Consider the following 26987-nt stretch of genomic DNA (forward strand, 5'->3'; position numbering starts at 1 on the left):
GTGCGGCAGTCCTGCCACTGACGCCGGGCGGCCGGCGGCGCGAAGGTGGAACACATGAACACGACACACGCACAGGCACTCGTCGGAATGCTGGCCGTCCTCGGCCTCCTCGTCCTGATCAGCCTGCCCGCCCTGACCGGCGTGGTCCACGACTGGCGCGTGGACCGGCAGATCAGGGCGGCCCGTCAGGAGCGGGAGGCGCAGGAGCGGGGGGAGCGGAGTGAGGAGCGGAAGGCGGCGGGAAGCGCTCAGAAGTCCTCGTCGAAGCCGACCGAGCCCTCCACCGCCACCTGGTACGCCGAGGCCCGCCGTTCGAAGAAGTTGGTCAGCTCCTGAACACCCTGGAGCTCCATGAAGGAGAACGGGTTCTCCGAGCCGTACACCGGCGCGAAGCCGAGCCGCACCAGCCGCTGGTCGGCGACGCACTGAAGGTACTGCCGCATGGACTCGGTGTTCATCCCCGGGAGGCCGTCGCCGCAGAGATCGCGGGCGAACTGCAGCTCCGCCTCGACGGCCTCCCTCAGCATGTCGGTCACCTGCCGCCCCAGCTCCTCGTCGAAGAGGCCGGGCTCCTCCTTGCGGACGGTGTCGACCACGTCGAACGCGAAGGACATGTGCATCGTCTCGTCCCGGAAGACCCAGTTGGTGCCGGTGGCCAGACCGTGCAGCAGCCCCCGGCCGCGGAACCAGTAGACGTAGGCGAACGCCCCGTAGAAGAACAGCCCCTCGATGCACGCCGCGAAGCAGATCAGGTTCAGCAGGAAGCGCCGGCGGTCGGAGCGCGTCTCCAGTCGGTCGAGCCTCTCCACGGAGTCCATCCACCGGAAGCAGAACTCCGCCTTCTCACGGATCGACGGGATGTTCTCCACCGCCGCGAAGGCCGCCGCCCGGTCGTCCGGATCGGGCAGGTAGGTGTCCAGCAGGGTCAGATAGAACTGGACGTGCACGGCCTCCTCGAACAGCTGCCTGCTCAGGTACAGCCGCGCCTCGGGCGAGTTGATGTGCTTGTAGAGGGTCAGCACCAGGTTGTTGGCCACGATCGAGTCGCCCGTCGCGAAGAACGCGACCAGCCGGCCGATCAGATGCCGTTCGGCGGGCGTGAGCTTCGCGAGGTCGGCGACGTCGGAGTGGAGGTCGACCTCCTCCACGTGCCAGGTGTTCTTGATGGCGTCCCGGTAGCGCTCGTAGAAGTCGGGGTAGCGCATGGGACGCAGGGTGAGCTCGAAGCCGGGGTCGAGCAGGTTCTTGACCGCCCCGACGGCGTCCGTGGTGGTGTCCGGGTGGGTGTTCACTGGCAGGCCTCGCAGTACTCGGGGTTCTCAAGGGAGCAGGCGACCGCCTCGGGGTCCGGCACGGTCGGCGCGGGGGCCTCGGCGGCGGGGCGCTGCGCACGGGCGGCGCGGGCGATCCGGGTGGCCGGGCGGGAGCGCAGGTAGTACGTCGTCTTCAGCCCCGACTTCCACGCGTAGGCGTACATCGAGGAGAGCTTGCCGATGGTCGGCGTCTCCAGGAACAGGTTCAGCGACTGCGCCTGGTCCAGGAACGGGGTGCGGGCGGCCGCCATGTCGATCAGGGCGCGCTGCGGGAGCTCCCACGCCGTGCGGTAGAGCCGCCGCACCTCCTCGGGCAGCCAGGTCAGGCCCTCCACCGAGCCGTTGGCCTCGCGCAGCGCCTCGCGGGTGTCGGCGTCCCAGCGCCCCAGCCGCTTGAGGTCCGCCACCAGGTACGGGTTGACCTGGAGGAACTCGCCCGACAGCGTCTCGCGCTTGAACAGGTTGGAGACCTGCGGCTCGACGCACTCGTGGACGCCCGCGATCGAGGCGATGGTGGCGGTGGGCGCGATCGCGAGCAGCAGGGCGTTGCGCATGCCGGTGACCGCGATCCGCCGGCGCAGCGCCGCCCAGCGCTCGGGCCAGGACAGCTCCACGTCGTAGTGGTCCGGGTGCAGCACTCCCCGGGCGGTGCGGGTGCGTTCCCAGGCGGGCAGCGGGCCGTTGCGCGCGGCGAGTTCGGCGGAGGTCTCGTAGGCGGTGAGCATGAGCCGTTCGGCGATGCGGGCCGAGAGCGCCCGGGCCTCGGGGGAGTCGAAGGGCAGGCGCAGCCGGAAGAGGACGTCCTGGAGGCCCATCACGCCGAGGCCGACGGGGCGCCAGCGCGCGTTGGAGCGCCCGGCCTCCTCGGTCGGATAGAAGTTGAGGTCGATGACGCGGTCGAGGAAGGTGACGGCGGTGCGCACCGTCGCGTCGAGCCGCTCCCAGTCGATGCCCGCGTCGGCGGTGCTCCTGCCGGCGGTGCCCGCGTCGGCGGTGCCCCCGTCGGCGGTGCCCGCGTCTGCGGTGTTCCCCTCCCGCACGAACGCGCCGAGATTGATCGAGCCGAGGTTGCAGACGGCCGTCTCGCCGTCCTCGGTGACCTCCAGGATCTCCGTGCAGAGGTTGGAGGAGTGGATCACGTTCCCGGGCTCCGCGGTCTGGTTGGCGGTGCGGTTCGCGGTGTCCTTGAAGGTCATCCACCCGGTTCCGGTCGACGCCAGGGTGCGCATCATCCGGCCGTACAGCTCACGGGCCGGCAGCGTGCGCACCGCGAGCCCCTCGGCCTCCGCGGCCCGGTAGGCGGCGTCGAACTCCGCGCCCCACAGGTCGGTCAGGCCGGGGACGTCGGAGGGGGAGAACAGGGACCACTGCGCGTCGGCCTCGACCCGGCGCATGAACTCGTCCGGGATCCAGTGGGCCAGGTTGAGGTTGTGGGTGCGGCGGGCGTCCTCGCCCGTGTTGTCGCGCAGTTCGAGGAACTCCTCGATGTCCGCGTGCCAGGTCTCCAGGTAGACGGCGGCCGCCCCCTTGCGCCGGCCGCCCTGGTTCACGGCGGCGACGGAGGCGTCGAGCGTCTTCAGGAACGGCACGATCCCGCCCGAGTGCCCGTTGGTGCCGCGGATGAGGGCGCCGCGGGAGCGGATCCGCGAGTACGCGAGGCCGATGCCCCCGGCGTGCTTGGAGAGACGGGCGACCTGGTGGTAGCGGGAGTAGATCGAGTCCAGTTCGTCCTCGGGGGAGTCGAGGAGGAAGCAGGAGGACATCTGGGGGTGACGGGTGCCGGAATTGAACAGGGTGGGGGAGGAGGGCAGGTACTCCAGACGGCTCATCAGGCCGTGGAGCGCGGCCACTTCCTCGACCGCGCGGTCCGCCCCCGCTCCGGCGAGGTCCGCCTCCTCGGCGAGGCCCGCGGCGACGCGCAGCAGGAAGTGCTGGGGCGTCTCGATCACCTTGCGGGTGACGGGGTGGCGCAGCAGATAGCGGGTGTGCAGCGTGCGCAGGCCGAAGTAGCCGAAGCGGTCGTCGGCGTCGGGGTCGACGAGCGCGTCCAGCCGTGCGGCGTGACGGCGGACGAACGCGGCGGTCCGGTCGGCGACGAGGCCCTCCCGGTGGCCGGCGGCCACGGAGGAGGTGAAGGACGTGACGCCCTGGGAGGCGGCCTCGGCCCGGATGGTGAGCGTCAGCAGGCGGGCCGCCAGCCGGGAGTGGGCGGGGTCCTCGGAGATGAGCCCCGCGGCCGCCTCGGTGGCCAGTTCCCGCAGTTCCTCCTCGCCGGCGTGGCGGGAGCGGCCGCGCAGGGCCGCCGCGGCGACCCGGCCGGGGTCGGCGTCGGGGAGGTCGGCGCTCAGTTCGGTGAGGGTCCGCAGCAGGGCGGCGCCGGGACCGTCGGGTTCCTCGGGCGCCGGGATCGCCGGGGCCGGAGCGGCCGGGGCGGTGGTCATGGGGAGCTCTCCCTCGTTCGGCGCGGGCCATGACGAGGGCAGGGAGCAACGGTGACGCAACGGATGCGCCGGGTCGCGTCCCCGGCCCATTCCACGAGGCCCGGACGTCGGGCGCCCGGACCGGACGGCCGGGCGCACTGCCGGCAGGTCCTCGGACTCAGCCCTACGCGCGGACGCGTGGATTCACCGTTGCGGGACAGTTCCGGATTCGCACCGGATTCCCCTGCGGCGGCAGCGGTGCCGAGCATACATGTAGTGCCGGAGAGCTGGTGACGGGCCCACATGTTGTGTCGGGCGCGATCGCCCCTGCGCATCCGGTGATCCCGAGGCGCACTGGCGGGAGGCCGCCGCACGCGAAAGGCCGCGACCACCCCCGGGGGCGGCCGCGGCCTTCACACGCCGAACGGGAGACCCTAGTGCGAGGTCCCCGCCGTGGCCGCCGGCAGCTCCTGCTCGACTCCGGGGTCGCCCGCGTCCGCCGTGTAGTCGTCCGCCGCCGTCTCGTCGATGCCCTCCGGCGCCTTCGCGGCCCGCAGGACGAACGTCAGGACCACCGTCACCACCACGTTCAGCACGAACGCGGTCAGGCCGATGTAGCCGATCTCCCCGATGCCGGGGATGTCGTCCGAGGAGCCGCCGAAGTGCTTCTGCGTCGGCGAGGCCACCCCGTACGCGGCCACCGTGCCGTAGATCATGCCGACCGCCCAGCCGCCGAGCAGCGCCCACCGGTGGAACCAGCGGGTGAACAGGCCGCCCACCAGCGCGGGGAACGTCTGCAGGATCCAGATGCCGCCCAAAAGCTGGAAGTTGATCGCCACCGTCTTGTCCATCGTCAGGACGAAGACCAGCGCGCCCACCTTCACCAGCAGCGACACGATCTTGGAGACCCGGGTCTCCTCCTTCGGCGTCGCGTCCGGCTTGATGAAGTCCTTGTAGATGTTGCGGGTGAACAGGTTCGCCGCGGCGATCGACATGATCGCCGCCGGCACCAGCGCGCCGATGCCGATCGCCGCGAAGGCCACGCCCGCGAACCAGTCGGGGAACATGTTCTCGAAGAGCTGCGGAATGGCGAGCTGGCCGTTCTTGACGCTGATCCCGTCCGCGATCGCCATGAAGCCGAGCAGCGCCAGGAGGCCCAGCATCAGCGAGTACAGCGGCAGGATCGTGGTGTTGCGCCGGATCACCTCGCGGCTGCGCGAGGACAGCGTCGCCGTGATCGAGTGCGGGTACATGAACAGCGCCAGTGCGGAGCCGAGCGCGAGCGTGGCGTACGTCCACTGCCCGCCCGCGGCCGGGACCACTCCACCCGCGCCCGCCTTGGCGAACTTCTCGCCCGCCGAGGCGAAGATGTCGTCGAAGCCGCCCAGCTTGATCGGGATGTAGATGATCGCCACCGCGATGACGATGTAGATCAGCGCGTCCTTCACGAAGGCGATCAGCGCGGGGGCCCGCAGCCCGGAGGAGTACGTGTACGCGGCCAGGACGCCGAAGGCGATCAGCAGCGGCAGGTCCTTCACGAACCAGTTGGTGTTCTCGCCGCCGCCGACGCCCATCACGTCCAGCACGGCCTGGATGCCGACGAGCTGGAGCGCGATGTACGGCATCGTGGCGAGGATGCCGGTCACGGCCACCGCGAGCGAGAGCCCCTTGGAGCCGAACCGCCCGCGCACGAAGTCGGAGGTGGTGACGTACCCGTGCCGGTGGCTGACGGACCACAGCCGGGGCAGGAAGGTGAAGACCAGCGGGTACACCAGGATCGTGTACGGGACGGCGAAGAAGCCGGAGGCGCCGGCCGCGTAGATCGCGGCGGGCACGGCCACGAAGGTGTACGCCGTGTAGAGGTCGCCGCCGAGCAGGAACCAGGTGATCCAGGTGCCGAACGAACGTCCGCCCAGGCCCCACTCGTCGAGGCTGTGCTCGTTCTCGGCCTTGCGCCAGCGGGCCGCGAGGAACCCGATGGCGGTGACCGCGACGAAGAAGAAGATGAAGACGCCGAGTGCGACGCCGTTCACGCCGTCCTTCATTCCGCCGCACCTCCCTTCGGGTTCGCCGGGGCGTCCGAGGAGGCCGGGGTGCCGAGGGCCCCCGAGGACGCTGCGGACGCCGCGGACGCGTCACGGGAGGCGGCGGCCCGGCCGCGCTGGTCGAGGTGCCACAGCTTGTAGGCGGTCATGGTCAGCGCGGTGGAGATCAGCACCCACAGCATCTGGTACCAGTAGAAGAACGGGATGCCGATGAACACCGGGTCGGTCTTGGCGTACGAACCGACCCACAGCATCGCCACGAACGGCGCGACGAGGCAGAGGCCGATGACCACCCGCAGGGGTGTCACCGCCCCTCTGCCGACTCCTGGGGCATCTGACATGTGCGGCTCCGTCCCCTCGCTGGTCAACCGGCAATGCGGAGGGAAATCTAGGTCACCGCGTCCAGGGAACGGAACCCTTGTCCGCATAACGGTTGGGGAAGGCAACGAAAAGGAGAGGAGCGGTGACGGTGGGTGAACCCCCCTCAGTCCACCGGCCGCTTCAGCCTGGCGACGAACTTGTAGCGGTCCCCCCGGTACACCGATCGCACCCATTCCACCGGCAGTCCCTCGCGGTCCAGGGAGTGACGGGAGAGCATCAGCATCGGCAGGCCCACGTCCGTGCCGAGCAGCCCGGCCTCGCGCGGGGTGGCCAGCGAGGTCTCGATGGTCTCCTCGGCCTCGGCGAGATGGACGCCGTAGACCTCGGCCAGCGCGGTGTAGAGCGAGGTGTACTTCACCAGCGAACGGCGCAGCGCCGGGAAGCGCTTGGCCGACAGGTGGGTCGTCTCTATGGCCATCGGCTCGGCGTTGGCCATGCGCAGCCGCTCGATGCGCAGCACCCGTCCGCCGGAGGTGATGTCGAGGAGCTCGGCGAGCCGCTCGTCGGCGGTGATGTACCCGATGTCCAGCAGCTGGGAGGTGGGTTCCAGCCCCTGGGCGCGCATGTCCTCGGTGTAGGAGGTGAGCTGCAGCGCCTGCGAGACCTTGGGCTTGGCGACGAACGTGCCCTTGCCCTGGATGCGCTCCAGCCGTCCCTCGACGACCAGTTCCTGCAGCGCCTGCCGCACGGTCGTGCGCGAGGTGTCGAACTCCGAGGCGAGGGTGCGCTCGGGCGGGACCGGGGTGCCGGGCGGCAGCGTGCGGGTCATGTCGAGCAGGTGCTTCTTGAGGCGGTAGTACTTCGGCACGCGCGCGGTGCGGACAGGTGCCCCGCCCTCGCTCTCCGCACTGCTGACGTCGGTGCTCATGCTCCGCCTTCCCGGCTCGGTGTGCCGAACGGGCCGACGACTCCCGCCGGTCACGGCTCACATCGTGGCACGGCTCCGCGCGGGAGACTCCGCACGTTCCGTGAGGGGATCCCGCACACGCGTGCCGGGGACCTCCTCTGTATACCGCCACGGGCCCCAGGTGGTCTAGTCCACGGGGTGCCCTGTGGTCCACCCAGTGGTATACCCGCCGGCACCCGCGCCGACCTGGTCTTTTCGCATCCTTCCTACGTAAAGGTTCTTGCATATGTAGGTCGCGTAACGGACGCCTCGTGCGGGGTCCCACGCCCTTGACACTCCTATTGGTCCGGGCCAAGCTCCCCCTACTGGTCTACACCACTGGACCAGGTCCCGGCCCCACGGGCAACGCACGTACGCGGCACTTCGCTTCAGCGCACTGGTCGCGGCACGCCGAGGGGGACAGGGGGGTTCGTGGCATCCCTGAGGAGGGTGGCGTGAAGCGCAAGCTGACAGCCGCGATCGGTATCGCGGGCATGATGATCTCCATCGCGGCGTGCGGGGGCAGTGACGACGGGGACTCGGCCAAGGGCGCGGACGCCAAGGAGCTGACCGTCTGGCTCACGGTGGACGCGCAGAACAACTGGCCGACGCTGGTCAAGGCCGCCGACAAGGCCGTGCAGAAGAAGCACCCGGGCATCAGGATCAAGCACGAGTACTACGGCTGGCCCGACAAGAACACCAAGCTCGACGCCGTCCTCGCCACCGACAAGGTGCCCGACGTGGTCGAGATGGGCAACACCGAGATGCTCGGTTACATGGTCAAGGGCGCCTTCGCCCCCGTCGAGGCCGGGAAGTTCGACAACTCCGGTGCCTGGCTGGACGGCCTGAAGGCCTCCGTGACCTACGAGGGCAAGACGTACGGCGTGCCGTACTACGCCGGCGGACGCGTCGCCAACTGGCGCAAGGACGTCGCCGCCTCGGTCGGCGTCAAGACGCCCCCGAAGACGTACAAGGAGCTGACCGCCGCCCTCGACAAGATCCAGAAGAAGGAGGGCGGGAAGTTCAGCGCCTGGTACCAGCCCACCCGTGACTGGTACGCGGCCATGTCCTTCGTCTACGACGCCGGCGGCTCCATCGCGAAGGAGGACGGCGGCACCTGGAAGGGCAGCCTCTCCTCGCCCGAGTCCCTCAAGGGCCTCACGGAGTTCAAGAAGGTCGTCGACTCCTACATGCACGGCGACAAGACCAAGGACGAGTCCGACCGCTACATCGTGTACGGCCAGGGCAAGTCCGCGATGATCTTCGGTGCCGCCTGGGAGGGCGCGACCTCCGCCGACCCGAAGAACGACAAGACCGGCAAGCTCAAGGACAACCTCGAGAACTTCGTGATGCCGGGTCCCTCCGGCAAGAACATGCCCGTCTTCCTGGGCGGTTCGGACCTCGCGATCCCGGTCAAGTCCAAGGCGCAGGGCGTCGCCGCCGAGTGGATCAACGCGTTCACCGGCAAGGACGGCCAGAAGGGCCTGATCGCCAAGGGCAACCTGCCCAACAACAAGACCGACCTCGCCACCCTGAAGGACGACCCGGCCACCGCCGTCCCGGCCACCGCGGCCGAGTCCAACTGGTTCGTGCCGATGGCGCCCGGCTGGGGCCAGGTCGAGAAGGCCCAGGTGCTGCAGAAGATGCTGCAGAACATCGGCACCGGCAAGAAGTCCGTCGAGGCCGCCGCCAAGGAGGCGGACGCCGCGATCGACAAGGTCATCAACACCAAGTAGCCCGCCCGGGGGCCCCGTCGACGCCGGCGGGGCCCCCGCCCGCCGTGCCACCGGCGGCCCCGCCGGAACGGTGACGGGGGACACGGGGGGACGGCCGTACGGCACGGGGGTCCGTACGGCCGCGGCACGGGCGCGCGCGGGGCGCGGACACGGACGCCGCGCCCGCGCCGCGGACCGGTTCCCGCCCGCACCCCCACCGGGCACCGCCCGCCCGGGCCACACCCCGTACGACCTGAGGGACCACCGAGGAGCGCGCGATGAGTGCCGCCAACACCACCACCCCCGCCAAGGTGCCGCCCCCGCGGCAGGCACCCCCGCCCCCACCGGACACACCGGGCCGCCCCCCGCGCAGGCGGCGCTCCGCCGCCGGGGGCGCCGTGCCCTGGGGACTGCTCGCGCCCTGTCTGCTGGTCCTCGTCGTCGTCCTCGGTTATCCCCTGGTCCGCCTGGTCACGCTCTCCTTCCAGAAGTTCGGCCAGTCGCAGCTCTGGGGCTTCCAGCCCGCCGAGAACGTCGGCTTCGACAACTTCGCCACCGTGCTCGGCGACAGCGAGTTCTGGGTGGTCGTCGTCCGCACCATCGTCTTCGCCGGCGGCAGCGTGCTCTTCACGATGGTCATCGGCATGCTGATCGCCCTGCTGCTGCAGCGGGTCTCCGGCTGGGTGAAGACACTGGTCAACATCGCCCTCGTGGCGAGCTGGGGCATGCCCGTCATCGTGGCCACCACCGTCTTCAAGTGGCTGTTCGACTCCGACTACGGCGTCTTCAACGCCCTGCTCAGCAAGCTCCCCGGCGTCGACGTCGTCGGCCACAACTGGTTCGCCAGCGGACCGCAGGGCCTCGCCGTGATCATGCTGCTCGTGGTGTGGGGCGCCGTGCCCTTCGTCGTCATCACGCTCGGCGCCGGACTCACCCAGGTACCCAAGGAGATGGAGGAGGCGGCCCGCCTCGACGGCGCCGGCGCCTGGGGCGTCTTCCGCTACGTCACGCTGCCGATCCTCAAGCCGATCATCGTGATGCTGACGACCCTCTCCGTCATCTGGGACATGGGCGTCTTCCCCCAGGTGTTCGTCATGCGCAACGGCCATCCCGAGGCCGAGTTCCAGGTCCTCACCACCTACTCGTACGACAAGGCGTTCGTGGTCAACGACTACGGACAGGGGTCCGCGATCGCCCTCGTCACCGTGCTGCTGCTGCTCGGCGTCGTCGCCGTCTACATGCGCCAGATGCTGAAGATCGGAGAGGTCGAATGACCACGACCGCCGCGCCGCCGAGGGCCGCCGACCGGCCCTCCACCCGCCCCTTCGTGCCCGCGCGCAAGCGGCGCGCCAAGGCCGGCTGGAACGTCCTCGGCCTGCTCGTCTTCCTCGTCGTCGGCTTCCCGGTCTACTGGATGCTCAACACGGCGGTGAAGCCCGCCAAGGACGCCATCGACCCCGACCCCAGCCTGCTGCCGACCGGGCTGACCCTGTCCAACTTCCGCCGGGCGCTGGACATCGCCGACTTCTGGGGACCGGTCGGCCGCAGCCTCGTCGTCTCCCTGACCGTGGTGCTCATCGGCATCGCCGTCGGCATGCTGGCCGCGCTCGCCATCTCCCGGTTCGCCTTCCGCGGCCGCAAGGTGGTCATCGTCGCCATCCTGGCGGTCCAGATGATCCCGCTCGTCGCCATGATCATCCCGGTCTTCCTGCTCCTCAACGACCTGGGTCAGTACGACAGGCTGTCCGGCCTGATCCTCACCTACCTGACCTTCATCCTCCCGTTCACGGTCTGGACCCTGCGCGGCTTCATCGTCAACATCCCGCGCGAACTGGAGGAGGCGGCCATGGTCGACGGCTGCTCCCGCACCGGCGCCTTCGTCCGCGTGGTCTTCCCGCTGCTCGCGCCCGGACTGGTCGCCACCTCCGTGTACGGGTTCATCCAGGCGTGGAACGAGTACCTCTACGCCCTGATGCTGATGAGCCAGCAGAAGCAGACCGCCACCGTCTGGCTCGCCAACTTCACCACCAAGCACGGCACGGAATACGCGCCCATGATGGCCGGAGCCACGATGATGGCCGTACCGATCGTCGTGCTCTTCCTCCTCGTCCAGCGCAAGATGGCCGCGGGTCTCACCGCGGGCGCCGTGAAGGGATAACGCCACCCGATGACGACTTTCGCCAGCGGCACCGACACTCTCACGCGCGACGCCCTCACGGTCCTGCAGCCCGGCTTCACCGGGACGACCGCCCCCGACTGGCTGCTGCGCCGGCTCGGCGAGGGACTCGCCTCGGTCGGCCTCTTCGGCCGCAACATCGCCTCCCCGGCCCAACTGGCCGCCCTCACCGCCCAACTGCGCGCCGAACGCGAGGACGTCCTCGTCGCGATCGACGAGGAGGGCGGCGACGTGACCCGGCTGGAGGTCCGCACCGGCTCCTCCTTCCCCGGCAACCACGCCCTCGGCGCCGTCGACGACACCGCACTCACCCGGCAGGTGGCCGCCGAGCTCGGCCGCCGCCTGGCCGCCTGCGGCGTCAACCTCAACTGGGCGCCCTCCGCCGACGTCAACTCCAACCCCGCCAACCCCGTCATCGGCGTCCGGTCCTTCGGCGCCGAACCGGAGCTGGTGGCCCGGCACACCGCCGCCTACGTCGGCGGGCTCCAGTCCGCCGGGGTCGCCGCCTGCACCAAGCACTTCCCCGGACACGGCGACACCGCCGTCGACTCCCACCTCGCGCTGCCGCGCATCGACGCCGACGCGGCCGTCCTGCGCGCACGGGAACTCGCCCCGTTCCGGGCCGCGATCGAGGCCGGCACCAAGGCGGTGATGAGTGCCCACATCCTCGTCCCCGCCCTGGACCCGCAGCGCCCGGCGACCCTGTCCGGCGGCATCCTGACCGACCTGCTGCGCAAGGAACTCGGCTACGAGGGCCTGATCGTCACCGACGGCATGGAGATGCGGGCGATCGCCGCCACGTACGGCATCGAACGCGGCAGCGCCCTCGCGATCGCCGCCGGCGCGGACGCCATCTGCGTGGGCGGCGGGCTCGCCGACGACGAGACGGTACGGCGGCTGCGGGACGCCCTGGTGGACGCGGTGCGCACCGGCGTCCTCGCCGAGTCCCGGCTGGCGGACGCGGCCCGCAGGGTGCGGGAACTGGCGAGGTGGACGGCGGGTGCCGCGGCCTCCGCCGCGGCGGAGGGCCCCGGTTCCGCCTCGGGGACGGACATCGGCCTGGTCGCCGCCCGGCGCGCGGTCACCGTCACCCGCTCCCCGGACTTCGCCCCGCTGACCGGGGCCCCCTACGTGGCCGCGTTCACGCCGGTCGCCAACATCGCGGTGGGCGACGAGACGCCGTGGGGCGTCGCGGCGGAGCTGGCCCGGCTGCTGCCGGGCACCACCACGGGCTCGTTCACCGGCGAGACGGCGGGGGAGCAGGCGCTCGCGGCGGCCGGCGGACGGCGCGTGGTCGCCGTGGTCCGCGACGAGCACCGGTACCCGTGGATGGCCCGGGCGGTACGGACCCTGCTGGCGGCGCGCCCGGACACGGTGGTCGTGGAGATGGGCGTGCCCCAGGCCGCCCCCCGCGCCACCCTGCACGTGGCCACCCACGGCGCGGCGAGGGTCTGCGGCATCGCCGCGGCGGAGGTCATCACGGCGGGGCGGGACTGAGCGCGGCGCCCCGGAAGGGGCGCGGGACGCAACGGGGAGGGGCGGCGGGCGAGAAGGACGGCCCGCCGCCCCTCCCCGTCAGATCCCCTGCCAGGCGGGCTTGTGGGCGAACGTGTGGCGGAAGTAGTCCGCCAGCTTCAGCTTCGACGCCGCCGCCTCGTCCACCACCACCGTCGCGTGCGGGTGGAGCTGCAGCGCCGAGGCGGGGCACAACGCCGCCACCGGCCCCTCCACCGTCGCGGCCACCGCGTCGGCCTTGCCCTCGCCCGTGGCGAGCAGCACCAGGTGCCGGGCCTCCAGGATCGTCCCGATCCCCTGGGTGATGACGTGGTGCGGCACCTGGGCGATGTCCCCGTCGAAGAAGCGCGCGTTGTCCACCCGCGTCTGCTCCGTCAGCGTCTTGATGCGCGTCCGCGAGGCCAGCGAGGAACAGGGCTCGTTGAACCCGATGTGCCCGTCGGTGCCGATCCCCAGCAGTTGCAGGTCCACCCCGCCGGCCGCCGCGAGCGCCGCGTCGTACGCCTCGCACGCCGCCTGCACGTCCTCGGCGGTGCCGTCGGGCCCCATGAACGCGTCCATGGCGATGCCGAGCGGCTGCAGCACCTCGCGCGCGAGCACGGAACGGTAGGACTCGGGGTGTTCGGCCGGCAGTCCCACGTACTCGTCGAGCTGGGCGATGCGCACGCGGGAGGTGTCCACCTCGCCGGCGCGCACCTTCGCGCCGAGCGCCTGATAGACGGGCAGGGGGGTCGAACCGGTCGCCACGCCGAGCAGGGCCTCGGGCTTGTGCCCGACCAGCCGGGCGAGGGCGTTCGCGACGAGCTCGCCGCCCGCCGCGGCGTCGGGGACGATGACAACTTCCACGCTGGCCTGCCGATCTGCCGAAAGGGTCGCTGTGTGGTTTAGACCAATCTAGCAGAGCCGCCCCCGCCCGGGCAGGGCCCGCGCACGCCCCGCGCGGGACCGGAACGGCAGGCCGGAAAAGTCGGAAGAAACATCCCGCCACGCATGGACACACCCGCGTGCGGCCAGCCACAATGGACCGTGGCCAGGCATGGTCTAGTCCACGCTCCGCCCCCTTCGGGAGGACGCGCGGAGGACCGTGCGCCGGCCGGCGTACTTCCGTCCTCCCCGCACAGGAGGGCGGACCGAGGAACCGGCGCTCTCTGCCCTGACTGCTCCGGCTCCTCACCTTCGGCCGAACGGGACCGCACACCCACGGCCGATGCTGCTCCGGGCTGCGGTGCCGGGAGGGTTGAGGGTCCCTCCCAGGCGCCGCGGCCCGCGGGTGCTTCCGGGCCCCGCTTCCGCCCCCTGCCCCCGCCTGCGAATCCGGCGATTCGGGCGGTGTCGGGCCCCCCGGGTACGCTCGCACCGTGCCCTCCATGAACGAACTCGTACGCCAGCACACGACCCTCGGCGACCCCGACCTCGAGTGGCTCCATCTGCTGGTCTCGGAGTGGCAGCTGCTCTCCGACCTGTCCTTCGCCGACCTCGTCCTGTGGGTCCCCACCAGCGACGGCACCAAGTACGTCTCGGTCGCCCAGATGCGCCCCAACACCGGCCCCACCTCGTACCAGGACGACATGGTCGGCCACCTCGTGCCGCGCGGCCGCCGCCCGCTGCTCGACGCCGCCCTGGACGAGGGCCGCATCGTCCGCGAGGGCGACCCCGAGTGGCGCGAGGAGGTCCCGGTCCGGGTCGAGTCCATCCCCGTACGGCGCGAGGGGCGCGTCCTCGGCGTCATCGCGCGCAACACCAACCTGCTCACCGTGCGCACGCCGAGCCGGCTGGAGCTGACCTATCTGCAGAGCGCCTCCGACCTCGCCCAGATGATCGCGGCAGGCTCCTTCCCCTTCCCCGACCAGCAGGTCGACATGGACGCCGCCCCGCGCGTCGGCGACGGCCTGGTCCGGCTCGACGCGGACGGCATCGTCCAGTACGCCTCGCCCAACGCCCTGTCGGCCTACCACCGCATGGGCCTCGCCTCCGACCTCGTCGGTCACCACCTGGGCCGGACCACCGCCGAACTCGCCCCCAGCCGGGGCCCGGTGGACGAGGCGCTCGCCAAGGTGGCCAGCGGCTGGGCGCCGCGCGAGTTCGAGATCGAGGCCCGGGACGGGGTGATCCAGTTCCGCGCCATCCCGCTCAAGCCCAAGGGGGTGCGCATCGGCTCCCTGGTGCTGCTCCGGGACGTCACGGAACTGCGCCGCCGCGAGCGCGAGTTGATCACCAAGGACGCCACCATCCGGGAGATCCACCACCGGGTGAAGAACAACCTCCAGACGGTCGCCGCGCTGCTGCGGCTGCAGGCCCGGCGCATCGGTTCCGAGCGCGGCCGGGAGGCGCTGGAGGAGGCCGTCCGCCGGGTCGGCTCGATCGCCATCGTCCATGAGACGCTGTCTCAGAACCTGGACGAGCGGGTCGAGTTCGACGAGATCGCCGACCGGGTGCTCGCCATGGTGGCCGAGATCTCCCCCGGCAAGGTCACCGGCCGGCGCACCGGGCACTTCGGCATCCTGGACGCGGAGGTCGCCACTCCGCTCTCCATGGTCCTGACCGAAATCCTGCAGAACGCGCTGGAACACGGCTTCGTCCAGGACGAGACCGGCACGGTCGAGGTCTCGGCGTTCCGCGGCGGCACCTCCAAGGAGGCCCGCCTCCTGGTCACCGTGCAGGACGACGGGATCGGCCTGCCCGAGGGTTTCGACCCGCACAGCTCCGGCAACCTCGGTCTGCAGATCGTGCGGACGCTGGTGGAGGGGGAGTTGGGCGGCACCTTCGACATGGTCCCGGCCTCCGGGCGCGGCACCCGCGTCCTCCTCGACCTCCCGGTCCGGGCGCACAAGTAGCCCGGCGGAGCGGACGCGGCTCTCCCGGCCGGGAGGTGCCCCCCCGTACCAGCGCGCCGCACGCACCACATGCATCGAGCCCCGGACCAGGAGGTCCGGGGCTCGAACTGCTGCTTGCTTCAAGCGCATCGGGTCACTGCGCGCTGCGGCTCGGGGGCGGGAGATGCGTGCTCGCTGCACGCGCCGCCGGGCTCGGGCTCGTAAGGGGCGGGTATGTCAGGCGGAGGCCTGACGGGCCCGGTTGCGGGCGGCGCGGCGCTTCATGGCACGGCGCTCGTCCTCGCTGAGACCACCCCAGACGCCGGAGTCCTGACCGGACTCGAGCGCCCACTGCAGACACTGATCCATAACGGGGCAGCGCCGGCAAACGGCCTTGGCTTCCTCGATCTGCAGCAGCGCAGGACCGGTGTTGCCGATGGGGAAGAACAGCTCGGGGTCTTCCTCGCGGCAAACGGCGTTGTGACGCCAGTCCATGGCTGCTACCTCTCCTTGGTATTACGTGCTGTTGCTTGTGAATGTGAACGCTTTCACGAATCCCCCGACAAGTGAAGGGCCGACCGACAGCCACACTGCGGCGGTCCTTGTTGCGAGGAGGGATTCGGGCTCTTAGGGGGGCCGGTGTTGCGCGCCGTCCCGAGCGCCACGTAGAGACTCGCAAACCTCAGCGGCGGATACAACCCCTTCAGGAAAGTTTTTTTTGATTCCTTGGTGTCGACTAGGTCACAGCCGTACTTCCAAGGGGTGGACCCTGGCCTAAACGTTCGAGTGAAAGGACTTTAAGCGCTTCTGCTCACACAATCACACGCAGTGCACGGCGTACGCCTGTGAACGCCACGCTGGTACGCAGTCCGAGGTGGTCGCCGTCCATCTGAAGGGGGAGCGGCACCTTCGAATGCAAGGTGAAGTCGGTCAGGTCGTGCAGGGTGACCGCATGCTTGCCACGGGGTCCGCGCTCGGGGGACGAAGTGAGCAACTGGGTCGCATACCGGGCAACCGCGGCCGTCGACATGCGGCTGAGCCCGAGTATGTCGAGCCCCGTGTCGAACGAGGCCTTAGGTGACGCGTACACCGGGCGATTGCCGAGAAACGTCCACGGCGAGGTGTTGCAGATGATCGACAGCACCAGATCCGTGACCGGGTCCTCGCCGGCCCGCTCCAGGGTGATCGTTCCGTGCCGGCGATGGGGTTCGTCCAAAAACTGACGTACGACCTGGCGCAGATACAGCGCATGGGTGGAGCGCCTGCCCCGCTCGCGCTGCTGTTCGACCCGGCCGACCACTCCCGCGTCGAAACCGAGTCCGGCGCAGAACGTGAACCAGCGGGAGGGCACCGCCTCGTCCTCGGTGCCGGGCACCCCCGAGGCACGGCCCAGACCGACCGTGCGTTCGCTGCCCTCGCGCAGGGCGTCGAGCAGGGCGCCGGTGGCCTCCACGGCGTCGTTGGGCAGGCCCAGGGCGCGGGCGAAGACATTCGTGGAGCCGCCCGGCACCACGGCGAGGCCGGGCAGCCGGTCGGGATCGGGGCCGCGGTGGAGCAGGCCGTTGACGACCTCGTTGACCGTGCCGTCGCCGCCCAGGGCGACGATCAGATCTATGTCCTCGCTGTCCGCGGCCTGCCGCCCGAGGTCGCGGGCGTGGCCGCGGTACTCGGTCATGACCGCCTCGAGCTTCATCTCACTCGCCAGCGCGTGGATCAGGACATCGCGCGTACGTGCGCTTGTGGTGGTTGCCGCCGGATTGACCACGAGAAGTGCACGCATGCGATGCAGGTTACCTACCGGGTGGTACTCGGCCCAGCCCGAGGGTGGGGGTCGGGGCCGGGAAACGGCCCGGGGACGGGCCCCGCGCCGGTGGCCGCAGGGCCCGTGGGGGACCTGTACGCGGCCCTGACGGGCCCGCCGGGCGGGGCTACCCTTTCAAGGGTGAGCACTGAGCAGAAATCCGTTCCGGAGACCGACACCGTCGCCCGGGAGCCCGACGGACCGCGCCCCGCGCGGCTGACCGCCGCCGCGGCGCTGTGCGCGCTGGAGGGCTGCGCCCTGGCCGCCGGCGGGGTGTGGATGCTCGTGCTGGGAGCGACGGGGGACTCCGGCGACCGGCAGCAGGGGGTCACCGGCGGCGTCACCCTGCTCGTGCTCGCGCTGCTGCCGCTGCTGGCGGCGCGCGGCCTGCTGATGCGCCGCGGCTGGAGCCGGGGACCGGCCGTGATCACGCAGATCATGGCGCTGCCGGTGGCCTACAGCCTGCTCCAGGCCGACAGTGTGGCGATCCCCGCGGGCATCGTCCTCGCCGTGGTGGCGGTCGCGGCGCTGGTCCTGCTGGTCAACCAGGCGACGACCAGAGCGCTGGGGATCAAGGGTCCGGGCCGGGCCGAACCGAAGTAGGAGCCGGGCGGCCGAACCGCCCGTGCCGTCGTCCGCTCGCCGGCCGGCCTACTCCTCCACCAGCAGCTTCTCCCGCAGCTGGGCCAGGGTGCGGGCCAGCAGGCGGGAGACGTGCATCTGGGAGATGCCGACCTCCTGGGCGATCTGCGACTGCGTCATGTTCGCGAAGAACCGCAGCAGCAGGATCCGCTTCTCGCGCGGCGGGAGGTCCTCCAGCAGCGGCTTGAGCGATTCCCGGTACTCGACGCCCTCCAGCGCCTCGTCCTCCGCGCCGAGCGTGTCCGCGACCGCCGGGGACTCGTCGTCGGTGTCGGGGACGTCCAGCGACAGCGTGGAGTACGCGTTGGCGGACTCCAGACCCTCCAGGACCTCTTCCTCGGAGATGGCCAGCTTCTCGGCCAGCTCGTGCACCGTGGGGGAGCGGCCGTGCAGCTGGGAGAGTTCCGCGGTGGCCGTGGTGAGCGCCAGGCGCAGCTCCTGCAGCCGGCGCGGGACGCGCACCGCCCAGCCCTTGTCGCGGAAGTGCCGCTTGATCTCGCCGACCACCGTGGGCGTCGCGTACGTGGAGAACTCCACGCCCCGGTCCGGGTCGAACCGGTCGACCGACTTGATCAGCCCGATGGTGGCGACCTGTGTGAGGTCGTCCAGCGGCTCGCCGCGGTTGCGGAACCGGCGGGCGAGGTGCTCCACGAGCGGCAGATGCATCCGGACCAGCCGGTTGCGCAGCTCCGCGTACTCCGGGCTGCCCGCCGCCAGGGAACGCAGTTCGACGAACATCGCCCGCGCGCCGCTGCGGTCCGTGGGGTCGTGCCGCGTGTGCTGCCCGTGCTGCGGGGCGTGCTCCGCGCGCTGCGGGGCCTCCGTGGGCTGCGGGGCCTCCCGCACGCCCTGCTCGGCGTTCCCGTTCCGCTCGTGCTCGCTCATCGTCTGGCCCGTCACCCTTCCCCGAGCTCCCGGTCCCGCTGGGACAGGGAAGACCCCGACCGGGGCCGACGCGGGCGCGCCGCGCGTGACGCCCGCCTGCCCCCGCTGTCCGCCGACCGGGAGACCGACCGCGGACGACTCGTCCTCCGGATGCGGCCGGGCCTGCTCGGGGATGCCGTCGATGCCTTCCGCCGCGCGCGACGGCCCGACCGGGCCGCCGTCGCCCCCGGCGGGCGGTTTCCGTGTGCCGCGCTCTTCGTCCTGCACCGGCCCGTCCCCGTTCGTCACGCCGGCCCGGGTCCCGCGCCGCGCTGTTTGTAGAGGCTGATCGACACGACCTTGTCGTCGGAGACGGCCGAGGAGACCTTGCCCGCGAGGGCCGACAGCACCGTCCAGGCGAACGTGTCGCGCGACGGGGCGTGGCCGTCGGTGGTCGGGGCCGAGACCGTGACCTCGAGAGAGTCGTCGACCAGGCGGAAGACGCAGCTGAGCACCGAGCCGGGCACGGCCTGCTGGAGCAGGATCGCGCAGGCCTCGTCGACTGCGATGCGCAGGTCCTCGATCTCGTCGAGGGTGAAGTCCAAACGGGCCGCGAGACCGGCGGTGGCCGTGCGCAGCACCGACAGGTAGGCCCCGGCAGCCGGCAGCCGGACTTCCACGAAGTCCTGGGTCGCGGGATCGCCTGCGATCTGGGACACCCTCACCTCCAAGGTGGTACAAGCATTCTGGGGGCCGAGGGTCGCCCCTCGGGTGGCGCACCACTGGTGCAGCGGTGACGCTACCGCGCTCGGCGTTCGTTGTCCCCGGGACCCCAGCCCCTTGCTGTCACTCATAGTAAACACGTGAACACGCACAGTGGCTAGGGGGTGGGCGGGCCCAATTGGGAAGAGCGCGCGCCGGATTGACGTACCCAGACGTCAGACCGCCGAACCGTCCGCCTCAGGGTCGCACGCCCGGCGGGCGGAGCGGGACGTTCAGACCAGCACATGGTCGACGAAGCACCAGCGCCAGTCCTCCCCGGGTTCGAACGTCCGCATCACGGGATGACCGCTCTCTTTGTAGTGCGCCGTGGCGTGCCGGTTGGGGGAGGAGTCGCAACAGGCCACATGGCCGCATCCCAGGCACATCCGCAACTGCACCGGGTGGGTGCCCTCCGCCAGGCACTCCTGGCACGTCTCGTGCGACGGCGCGGGTTCGGGGTGCGGCAGCGCGTCGGTGTGCGTGCACTGTTTCATGATTGCCAGGTTACGACGGGCCCGTGGGGGACCGCGCGGAAGAAAAGGGCGGAATCGGGACGATGCACGTATTGCCACTGCTGTTGCTGGTCGCGGGCAGTGCCGCGGTCGCCGGGGCGGCCCGGCGCACCCCCGTCCCCCCGCCCCTGCTCCTGGTCGCGGCGGGCCTCGCCGTCTCCTACGTCCCCGGCGTGCCCGGCTACGAGCTGGACCCGGAGATCGTCCTGCCGCTGCTGCTGCCGCCCCTCCTCCACACGGCGGCCACCGAGAGCTCCTACCTGGACCTGCGGGCCCAGCGGCGGCCGATCATGCTCCTGTCGGTCGGCTACGTGCTCTTCGCGACCCTGGCCGTCGGCTGGGTGGCCTACCTGCTGGTCCCGGGGCTGCCGTTGCCCGCCGCACTGGTGCTGGGCGCGGTGGTGGCGCCCCCGGACGCGGTGGCGGCCACCGCGGTGGCCCGCAGGCTGGGGCTGCCCTCCCGGCTGACGACCATCCTGCAGGGCGAGTCCCTGGTGAACGACGCCACCGCGATCACCGCCTACAAGGTCGCGCTCGCCGCCGCCGTCGGCGCGGGCGCCTCCTGGGCCGACGGCCTGGAGGAGTTCCTGCTCGCCGCCGTCGGCGGAGTCGTCGTCGGACTGGTGCTCATGGCGCCCCTGCACTGGCTGCGCACCCACCTCAGGGAGGCCCTGCTGCAGAACACGCTCTCCCTGCTCATCCCCTTCGTCGCCTACGCCGTCGCCGAGCAGGTGCACGCCTCGGGGGTGCTCGCCGTGGTCGTCGTCGCCCTCTATCTGGGCCACCACAACTGGGAGGTCGACTTCGCCACCCGGCTCCAGGAGGAGGCGGTGTGGAAGATGGTCGCCTTCCTGCTGGAGTCCTCGGTGTTCGCGCTCATCGGGCTGCAGCTCCCCGTCGTCCTGCGGGGCCTCGGCGAGAACGAGGGCACCCGTGCGGCGGTCTACGCGGTCGCCCTCTTCCTCGTGGTCGTCGCGGTCCGCTTCGTCTGGGTGTTCCCCAGCACCTTCCTGCCCCGGGCGCTCTCCGCCCGCGTGCGGCGCAACGAGGAGAACCCCACCTGGAAGAGCCCGCTCATCATCGGCTGGGCCGGCATGCGGGGCGTGGTCTCGCTCGCGGTCGCCTTCTCCGTGCCGCTCACCGTGCATGGCGGCGCCCCCTTCCCCGAACGCAACCTGATCCTCTTCCTGACGTTCACCACCGTGATCGGCACTCTCGTCGTGCAGGGGCTGACCCTGCCCCCGCTGATCCGCCGGCTGCGGCTGCCCCGGCCCGACCCGCAGAGCGTGACACTCGCCGAGGCCAACGCCCAGGCGCAGGCCTCCCGGGCCGCCGAGAACCGCCTGCGGGAGCTCCTGGACGACGAGCGCAACACGCTGCCGCCGCCCCTCGCCGACCGGCTGCGCGAGGTCCTGGAGCGTCGCCGCAACGCCGTCTGGGAGCGCCTCGGCGCGGTGAACCCGGTCACCGGGGAGAGCGTCGACGACACCTACCGCCGGCTGTCCCGGGAGATGATCGGCGCCGAGCGCGCGATGTTCGTCCGTCTGCGCGACGGCCGTTACATCGACGACGAGATGCTCCGCACCCTGCTGCGCCGCCTCGACCTCGAGGAGGCGGCGGCCTTCCGGGAGACCACCTGACGGGTCAGGGGAAGGGGCGGCCGGTGATCACCGCCGCGAGCGTCGTGCCCGGTGGGAAGGCGCCCCGTTCGGTCAGTACGAGGAGGGCGGACAGCATTTTGGCCACATACAGCCGCTCGACGGGCAGCCCGTGCCGCTCCTCGAAATCCTGTGCGAACGCCTCCAGTGCGGGCGTCGTGCGGCCGTAGCCGCCGCAGTGGAAGCCGTCCTCCAGCCACCAGTCACCGCGCCGCCCGCCGAAGGCCCGCTCCTGGAGCGCGGCCGTCTCGGCGGCCAGGAAACCGCCCTTGAGCACCGGTATCCCCAGCGCGCGCTGCCCCGGACCCAGACCGGCCGCCAGTCCGGCGAGCGTGCCCCCGGTGCCGCAGGGCACCGCCACCACGCCCGCACGGCCGCGCAGCTCCTCGCCGAGCGCCCGGCAGCCGCGCACGGCACGCGCGTTGCTGCCGCCCTCGGGCACCACATGGGCGTCCTCGGCCCCGGCGGCCCGCAGCAGCGCGGCCAGCGTCTCCGGCTCGGCCTTGCGCCGGTACGCCGCGCGGTCCGTGAAGTGCAGCCGCATCCCGTCGGCCGCGCAGCGCGCCAGGGAGGCGTTGAGGGGCCGCCCGGCCAGTTCCTGCCCGCGCACCACCCCGACGGTCTCCAGCCCCAGCAGCCGGCCCGCGGCGGCGGTGGCGCGAAGGTGGTTGGAGTAGGCGCCGCCGAAGGTGACCACGGGCCGCCCGGCCGCAGCGGCGAGGTTGGGCACCAGTTTGCGCCACTTGTTGCCGACCAGGTGCGGGTGGATCAGGTCATCCCGCTTCAGTGCGAGCCGCACGCCGTGCCGGCCGAACCGCTCGTCCTCCACGTCCCGCAGGGGCGAGGGCAGCAGGGGGCGCGGGGCGATGCCGCCGAGGGCACCGCGCGCCTCGTGCGCGCCGTCCGCGCCGGGCGTCTCGGGAACGTGGGCGTCGGTCACCCGGCCATTCTCCGCTCGGTCACCGAGGACCGCCCACACGGCCCGTCCCCCCGCCCGCACCCGCCGCGGGCGGGGCTACTTCAGCCGGTCCCGGATGCGCTTGCGCATCGAGGCCATGGTGAATCCCCGCGGGTCCACCTTCCCCGGCTGCCACTCCAGGTGCCCGATCACGGACTTCTCCGTCCATCCGTGGTGCCGGCACACGGCCGCCGAGACCCGCTCGACGGCCTCCAGTTGCGCCTTGGGCCACGGGTCCTCGCCGTCGCCCAGGTTCTCGCACTCGAACCCGTAGAAGTGCCGGTTGCCGTCGGTGTTCGCCTCGTTGTCGTGCGGCAGCGCCTTCTCCGCGACGACCGCGCGGAACACGTCGTCGTCCCCGAGCCCCGCGTGGTTGGCGCGGCCGTAACCGACGAGGTGGACCACGCCGTCCTTGGTGATCACCCCGTGGCACAGCGGGCCCGGCAGGTCCGCGTGGCCCTTGCGGCACAGTTCCACCGTGGCGGCGGCGCCCGAGGTGACCGTGTGATGGATCATCACACCGTTCACCGGCCCCCAGGGGCCCTTGTGGTTGCGGTTGTGGTGCTTCCAGTCGCCGACCTCGACGACGGTGACGCCCTCGTCCCTGAGCGCCTTCAGGAACGCGGCCGCGGACATGGGTGACGCCATGCCGCCTCCTCACGTGCTGTGGGTGGCCGCCTTTCGCGCCGCCCGCCACGAAGCCTTGTACCTGGGACGAGCGTCCCCAATCGCCGTTCGGAACGGCGTACGACGGGTTTCGGCCATTGAGTGGGAATCCGCCGGGGCGCCCCCAGTGCCCACACCCGCAATGATCCATTCCCCCTCTTTCGTGTAATAGCACCGCGACCGTCCGTGATGGAAGGCTTGTCCCCGCAGTTCAGTGCATGATCGGGAGGGCGAAAGTACATGTCGGTAGGCGAAGAGGTCCGCGCGGAGCAGACCCGTCCCCAGCAGAGTCTCGGCACATCCGCCGCGCGGAACCTGGCCACGACCACCAAGTCCGTGCCCCAGATGCAGGAGATCAGCTCGCGCTGGCTGCTGCGGATGCTGCCGTGGGTGGATCTCCAGGGCGGCACGTACCGGGTGAACCGCAGGCTCAGCTATGCGGTCGGCGACGGCCGTGTCACCTTCGTGAAGACAGGTGACCAGGTCAGTGTCATCCCCGCGGAGCTCGGCGAACTGCCGGCCCTGCGGTCCTACGAGGACGAGGAGGTGCTCGGCGAACTCGCCCAGCGCTGCAGGCAGCGCGAGATCGAGGCGGGCCAGATCATCGCCTCCTTCGGCAGCCAGGTCGACGAGGTGTTCCTCATCGCGCACGGCAAGGTCGAGAAGATCGGCAGCGGCCCCTACGGGGGCGACGTGGTCCTCGGAGTCCTCGCCGACGGCGCCTACTTCGGCGACCAGACGCTCCTGGACCCGGAGGCGATCTGGGAGTACACGGCCCGCGCGGCCACCGCGTGCACCGTGCTCACGCTGCCGCGCCGGGACGTGGAACAGATCGCGGAACGCGCCGAGTCGCTGCGCCGGCACCTGGACAGCCGCCGGTCGATCCCCGCGCAGCGCACCAACAAGTACGGCGAGAAGGAGGTCGACCTCGCCGCGGGCCACTCCGGTGAGGCGGACATCCCGCACACGTTCGTCGACTACGAGGCCGCCCCGCGCGAGTACGAACTCAGCATCGCGCAGACCGTGCTGCGCATCCACACACGGGTGGCCGACCTCTACAACCAGCCCATGAACCAGACCGAGCAGCAGCTCCGGCTGACGGTCGAGGCGCTGAAGGAGCGCCAGGAACACGAGCTGATCAACAACCGGGACTTCGGGCTGCTGCACAACTGCGAGTACGACCAGCGGCTCCAGCCGCACGACGGCGTGCCCAGCCCGGACGACATGGACGAACTCCTCAGCCGCCGCCGCGGATCCAAGCTGTTCCTCGCCCACCCCAAGGCCATCGCCGCCTTCGGCCGCGAGTGCAACAAGCGCGGACTGGTCCCGGAGAGCATCGACGTCGCGGGCAACCGCATTCCCACCTGGCGGGGGGTGCCCATCTACCCGTGCAACAAGATCCCGGTCAGCGACACCCGGACCACCTCGATCATCTGCATGCGTACCGGCGAGGAGGAGCAGGGCGTCATCGGGCTGCGGCAGTCGGGCATCCCGGACGAGATCGAGCCGAGCCTGTCGGTGCGCTTCATGGGCATCAACGAACAGGCCATCATCAAGTACCTGGTGACGGCCTACTACTCGGCCGCCGTCCTCGTGCCGGACGCGATCGGCGTCCTGGAGAACGTCGAGATCGGCCGGTGGAGGTGATCTCCGCACCGCGGCACGCCGTGTCCCCGCCCGACGGGGCGGGTACATCCCGGAGGCACGCGCCCGGCACCATTCCGGGCGTCACCGTCCGCCGGACCGCCCGGGGGGAGACCTCCCGGGCGGTCCGGCTCCGGCGAGGGGGAGCCCCATGGGCGAGATCATGACGGACGCCGCACGCAACCCGGCGCAGCCGGCGGACCTGCCGGCCCCGCTGGCTCCGGCGGAGGCCACCGGGGTGAGCACGAGGGCGCCCCGGGCCCGACCGGCCGCCGGCCCCGGACCGGCCGAGGGGCAGGAGGCTGAGGCCATCCTGGACCGGACCCGGGCCGTGGTCGACCCGGAACTGCGGCGGGCGGTGGACTCACTTCCGGAGTCCATGCGCCGCATCGGGCTCTACCACTTCGGCTGGCAGCACGCGGACGGCAGCCCGGCCGCCGGAAACGCGGGCAAGGCCATACGGCCCGCGCTGGTGCTGACCGCGGCCGCCACGCTCGGCGGCCATCGGCAGGCCGCGGTCCGTGCCGCCGCCGCCGTGGAACTGGTGCACAACTTCACCCTGCTCCACGACGACGTGATGGACCGGGACACCACTCGTCGGCACCGCCCCACCGCCTGGACCGTGTTCGGCGATTCCGACGCGATCCTCGCCGGGGACGCGCTGCAGGCGCTCGCCCACCGGCTGCTCGCCGAGGACCCGCACCCGGCGTCCGCGGCGGCGGCCGCGCGGCTGGCCTCCTGCGTCGTCGAACTGTGCGCCGGACAGCACGCCGACACGGCACTGGAGGAACGCCGCCCCGAGGACGTCACCCTCGAGGAGGTGCTCGCCATGGCGGAGGCCAAGACGGGCGCGCTGCTGGGCTGCGCCTGCGCGATGGGAGCGCTGTACGCGGGGGCCCCGCACGGGGAGGTCGAGGCACTCGACGCCTTCGGGCGGCAGGCCGGACTGGCCTTCCAGCTCATCGACGACGTCATCGGCATCTGGGGAGACCCGGGCCGCACCGGCAAGCCGGCCGGGGCGGACCTGATCGCCCGCAAGAAGTCGCTGCCGGTCGTCGCGGCGCTCGCCTCCGGCACCCCGGCCGCGGCCGAACTGGCCGAACTGTACGCGGCCCCGTTCCAGGAGGGGGACCTGGAGCGCACGGTGCTGGCCGTCGAGCGCGCCGGCGGCCGTGACTGGGCGCAGGCCCAGGCCGCCGACCGCATGGCCCGGGCCGTGGACGAACTGTCCCGCGCGGTCCCGGACCCGGAGTCGGCCGGTGGGCTGCTGGCCCTGGCCGAGTTCGTGACCCGCCGCAGCGCCTGAGGAAGCCCGGCGGCAGGCAGAACGGAAGGCCCGAGGGGAAAGGGGTGAGCGGGAAGGGGGAACGGCCGGAGGGGAGGCGCAGAGAGCAGGGGAGGCAGGGGAGGCAGGGGGGACGAGGGGGGAATGAGAAGCCCCGCGGGCGCACGGGCCCTGACCCCGTACGCCCGCGGACGGCGCCGTCGGGGCCGGATCGGCCGCTTCGGCCCGGCACCCGGTGCCGCTAAGGTCAACGCCCGTACGCGTGACCGTGGTTGGCGGCGGAGGGGCGGAGCACATGGACGTGGCGATCCGTAGGGCGGACCGGAACGACCGCGAGCTGGTCGTGCGGGTGCTGGACGAGGCGTTCCAGGGCGATCCGGTCAGTGGCTGGGTCTTCCCCGGGGAGGAGCACCGTCGTGCCACCCATCACCGGCTGATGGCCGCCTTCGCCGACACCGTCCTCGCCGAGGGGCGTATCGACCTCGTCGAGGACGGGACGGCGTGCGCCCTCTGGCTGCCCGTACCGGCGGCCCCGGTGGCTGAGTCCGCCGCGCCCGCCGCGCCCGCCGGAGCGGCCGACGCGGCCGGGGACGAGGCGGAGACGTTGCGGCAGGAGGTCGACCCGGAGAACGGGCGCGTCGAGTTGATCGCCCGGCTGATGGCCGAGGCGCACCCGGCGGATCGCGCCCACGAGTATCTGTGGATGATCGGCGTGGTTCCCGGGCATCAGGGGAGGGGCCTGGGCACCGCGCTGATCCGGCCCGTGCTGGAGCGCTGCGACCGCGAGGGGCTGCCCGCCTACCTGGAGGCGAGCAGCCCGCGCAGCGTCCCGCTGTACGAGCGGCTGGGCTTCGCCGCCCTCGACCGCACCCTCGACCTCCCGGACGGCCCGCGCATGTGGCCGATGTGGCGCGAGCCGCGCGGCTGATCC

General features: G+C 71.6%; 23 protein-coding genes, 1 pseudogene and 1 riboswitch. Of the genes and pseudogenes, 11 read left to right on the forward strand and 13 right to left on the reverse strand.

Annotation, left to right across the window (positions count from 1 at the left end; genetic code table 11):
* Nucleotides 1-54: 54 nt before the first annotated feature.
* Nucleotides 55-336, forward strand: coding sequence for a hypothetical protein (locus tag OHB09_RS22075; RefSeq protein WP_319118973.1), 282 nt, complete (start codon nt 55-57; stop codon nt 334-336).
* On the opposite strand, the gene OHB09_RS22080 is transcribed toward OHB09_RS22075, so the two are convergent.
* The 5 genes and pseudogenes from OHB09_RS22080 to OHB09_RS22100 all read right to left on the reverse strand — a co-directional run bounded on the left by OHB09_RS22080 (nt 249) and on the right by OHB09_RS22100 (nt 7027).
* The gene (locus OHB09_RS22080) at nt 249-1307 is read right to left on the reverse strand and encodes a ribonucleotide-diphosphate reductase subunit beta (protein ID WP_371788926.1); all 1059 of its coding nucleotides are present in this window, start codon (nt 1305-1307) and stop codon (nt 249-251) included. The genes OHB09_RS22075 and OHB09_RS22080 overlap by 88 nt on opposite strands.
* On the reverse strand, nt 1289-3754 hold the full coding sequence (locus OHB09_RS22085; protein ID WP_234527961.1) for a ribonucleoside-diphosphate reductase subunit alpha: 2466 nt from the start codon (nt 3752-3754) through the stop codon (nt 1289-1291). The genes OHB09_RS22080 and OHB09_RS22085 overlap by 19 nt, the downstream gene beginning before the upstream one ends.
* A gap of 125 nt (nt 3755-3879) precedes the next feature.
* A riboswitch (cobalamin riboswitch) is annotated at nt 3880-4008 on the reverse strand.
* 159 nt (nt 4009-4167) lie between these two features.
* The gene (mctP, locus tag OHB09_RS22090; protein ID WP_167793005.1) at nt 4168-5778 is read right to left on the reverse strand and encodes a monocarboxylate uptake permease MctP; all 1611 of its coding nucleotides are present in this window, start codon (nt 5776-5778) and stop codon (nt 4168-4170) included.
* Nucleotides 5779-5861: 83 nt separating this feature from the next.
* A pseudogene (locus OHB09_RS22095) lies at nt 5862-6119 on the reverse strand (DUF3311 domain-containing protein); the annotation flags it as partial.
* Nucleotides 6120-6262: 143 nt separating this feature from the next.
* Complete coding sequence (locus tag OHB09_RS22100) at nt 6263-7027, reverse strand: GntR family transcriptional regulator (protein ID WP_006142313.1); 765 nt, start codon at nt 7025-7027, stop codon at nt 6263-6265.
* A 473-nt stretch (nt 7028-7500) separates the two neighbouring features.
* On the opposite strand from OHB09_RS22100, the gene OHB09_RS22105 reads away from it, so the two are divergent.
* The 4 genes from OHB09_RS22105 (at nt 7501) to OHB09_RS22120 (ending at nt 12433) form a co-directional block, all read left to right on the forward strand.
* Nucleotides 7501-8781 carry an extracellular solute-binding protein gene (locus tag OHB09_RS22105; protein WP_006142314.1) on the forward strand — a complete coding sequence of 427 codons (1281 nt, stop codon included), beginning with the start codon at nt 7501-7503 and terminating at the stop codon, nt 8779-8781.
* 257 nt (nt 8782-9038) lie between these two features.
* On the forward strand, nt 9039-10034 hold the full coding sequence (locus OHB09_RS22110; protein ID WP_167793002.1) for a carbohydrate ABC transporter permease: 996 nt from the start codon (nt 9039-9041) through the stop codon (nt 10032-10034).
* On the forward strand, nt 10031-10918 hold the full coding sequence (locus tag OHB09_RS22115; RefSeq protein ID WP_006142316.1) for a carbohydrate ABC transporter permease: 888 nt from the start codon (nt 10031-10033) through the stop codon (nt 10916-10918). The genes OHB09_RS22110 and OHB09_RS22115 overlap by 4 nt, the downstream gene beginning before the upstream one ends.
* A gap of 9 nt (nt 10919-10927) precedes the next feature.
* Complete coding sequence (locus OHB09_RS22120) at nt 10928-12433, forward strand: glycoside hydrolase family 3 protein (protein WP_328922413.1); 1506 nt, start codon at nt 10928-10930, stop codon at nt 12431-12433.
* Between the two features lie 78 nt (nt 12434-12511).
* On the opposite strand, the gene nagB is transcribed toward OHB09_RS22120, so the two are convergent.
* The gene (nagB, locus tag OHB09_RS22125) at nt 12512-13297 is read right to left on the reverse strand and encodes a glucosamine-6-phosphate deaminase (protein WP_328922414.1); all 786 of its coding nucleotides are present in this window, start codon (nt 13295-13297) and stop codon (nt 12512-12514) included.
* 521 nt (nt 13298-13818) lie between these two features.
* Here nagB and OHB09_RS22130 point away from each other — a divergent pair.
* Nucleotides 13819-15285 carry a sensor histidine kinase gene (locus OHB09_RS22130; RefSeq protein WP_040896292.1) on the forward strand — a complete coding sequence of 489 codons (1467 nt, stop codon included), beginning with the start codon at nt 13819-13821 and terminating at the stop codon, nt 15283-15285.
* Between the two features lie 216 nt (nt 15286-15501).
* Here the strand turns inward: OHB09_RS22130 and OHB09_RS22135 are convergent, their stop codons facing one another.
* The gene (locus OHB09_RS22135; protein ID WP_006142322.1) at nt 15502-15759 is read right to left on the reverse strand and encodes a WhiB family transcriptional regulator; all 258 of its coding nucleotides are present in this window, start codon (nt 15757-15759) and stop codon (nt 15502-15504) included.
* Nucleotides 15760-16075: 316 nt separating this feature from the next.
* Nucleotides 16076-17044, reverse strand: a complete 969-nt coding sequence (locus OHB09_RS22140; RefSeq protein WP_328922415.1) for a diacylglycerol/lipid kinase family protein — start codon at nt 17042-17044, stop codon at nt 16076-16078.
* 162 nt (nt 17045-17206) lie between these two features.
* Here OHB09_RS22140 and OHB09_RS22145 point away from each other — a divergent pair, with 162 nt between their 5' ends.
* Nucleotides 17207-17668 (forward strand): hypothetical protein, encoded by a 462-nt coding sequence (locus OHB09_RS22145; protein WP_006142324.1) that lies wholly within the window; start codon nt 17207-17209, stop codon nt 17666-17668.
* A 48-nt stretch (nt 17669-17716) separates the two neighbouring features.
* On the opposite strand, the gene OHB09_RS22150 is transcribed toward OHB09_RS22145, so the two are convergent.
* The 3 genes from OHB09_RS22150 to OHB09_RS22160 form a co-directional block, all read right to left on the reverse strand.
* Nucleotides 17717-18880, reverse strand: coding sequence for an RNA polymerase sigma factor SigF (locus OHB09_RS22150; protein WP_328922416.1), 1164 nt, complete (start codon nt 18878-18880; stop codon nt 17717-17719).
* Entirely contained in the window at nt 18877-19290 is a 414-nt protein-coding gene (locus OHB09_RS22155) for an ATP-binding protein (protein ID WP_006142326.1), read from the reverse strand. The genes OHB09_RS22150 and OHB09_RS22155 overlap by 4 nt, the downstream gene beginning before the upstream one ends.
* 276 nt (nt 19291-19566) lie before the next feature.
* On the reverse strand, nt 19567-19827 hold the full coding sequence (locus tag OHB09_RS22160; RefSeq protein ID WP_006142327.1) for a UBP-type zinc finger domain-containing protein: 261 nt from the start codon (nt 19825-19827) through the stop codon (nt 19567-19569).
* 62 nt (nt 19828-19889) lie between these two features.
* On the opposite strand from OHB09_RS22160, the gene OHB09_RS22165 reads away from it, so the two are divergent.
* Complete coding sequence (locus tag OHB09_RS22165; RefSeq protein WP_167792999.1) at nt 19890-21485, forward strand: Na+/H+ antiporter; 1596 nt, start codon at nt 19890-19892, stop codon at nt 21483-21485.
* Nucleotides 21486-21489: 4 nt separating this feature from the next.
* Here OHB09_RS22165 and OHB09_RS22170 read toward each other — a convergent pair whose 3' ends face one another.
* Complete coding sequence (locus tag OHB09_RS22170; protein WP_191852296.1) at nt 21490-22371, reverse strand: 1-aminocyclopropane-1-carboxylate deaminase/D-cysteine desulfhydrase; 882 nt, start codon at nt 22369-22371, stop codon at nt 21490-21492.
* 147 nt (nt 22372-22518) lie between these two features.
* Entirely contained in the window at nt 22519-23109 is a 591-nt protein-coding gene (locus OHB09_RS22175; protein ID WP_167792998.1) for an N-acetylmuramoyl-L-alanine amidase, read from the reverse strand.
* Nucleotides 23110-23367: 258 nt separating this feature from the next.
* Here OHB09_RS22175 and OHB09_RS22180 point away from each other — a divergent pair, with 258 nt between their 5' ends.
* From OHB09_RS22180 to OHB09_RS22190, 3 genes are all read left to right on the forward strand, one after another.
* The gene (locus OHB09_RS22180; protein ID WP_006142331.1) at nt 23368-24774 is read left to right on the forward strand and encodes a family 2B encapsulin nanocompartment shell protein; all 1407 of its coding nucleotides are present in this window, start codon (nt 23368-23370) and stop codon (nt 24772-24774) included.
* Between the two features lie 148 nt (nt 24775-24922).
* Nucleotides 24923-26077 (forward strand): family 2 encapsulin nanocompartment cargo protein polyprenyl transferase, encoded by a 1155-nt coding sequence (locus OHB09_RS22185; protein ID WP_191852239.1) that lies wholly within the window; start codon nt 24923-24925, stop codon nt 26075-26077.
* 274 nt (nt 26078-26351) lie between these two features.
* On the forward strand, nt 26352-26984 hold the full coding sequence (locus tag OHB09_RS22190) for a GNAT family N-acetyltransferase (protein WP_328922417.1): 633 nt from the start codon (nt 26352-26354) through the stop codon (nt 26982-26984).
* Nucleotides 26985-26987: the final 3 nt, after the last annotated feature.

Origin of the sequence: Streptomyces griseoaurantiacus (assembly GCF_036189845.1) — a bacterium.
Taxonomy (GTDB): Bacteria; Actinomycetota; Actinomycetes; order Streptomycetales; family Streptomycetaceae; genus Streptomyces; species Streptomyces griseoaurantiacus.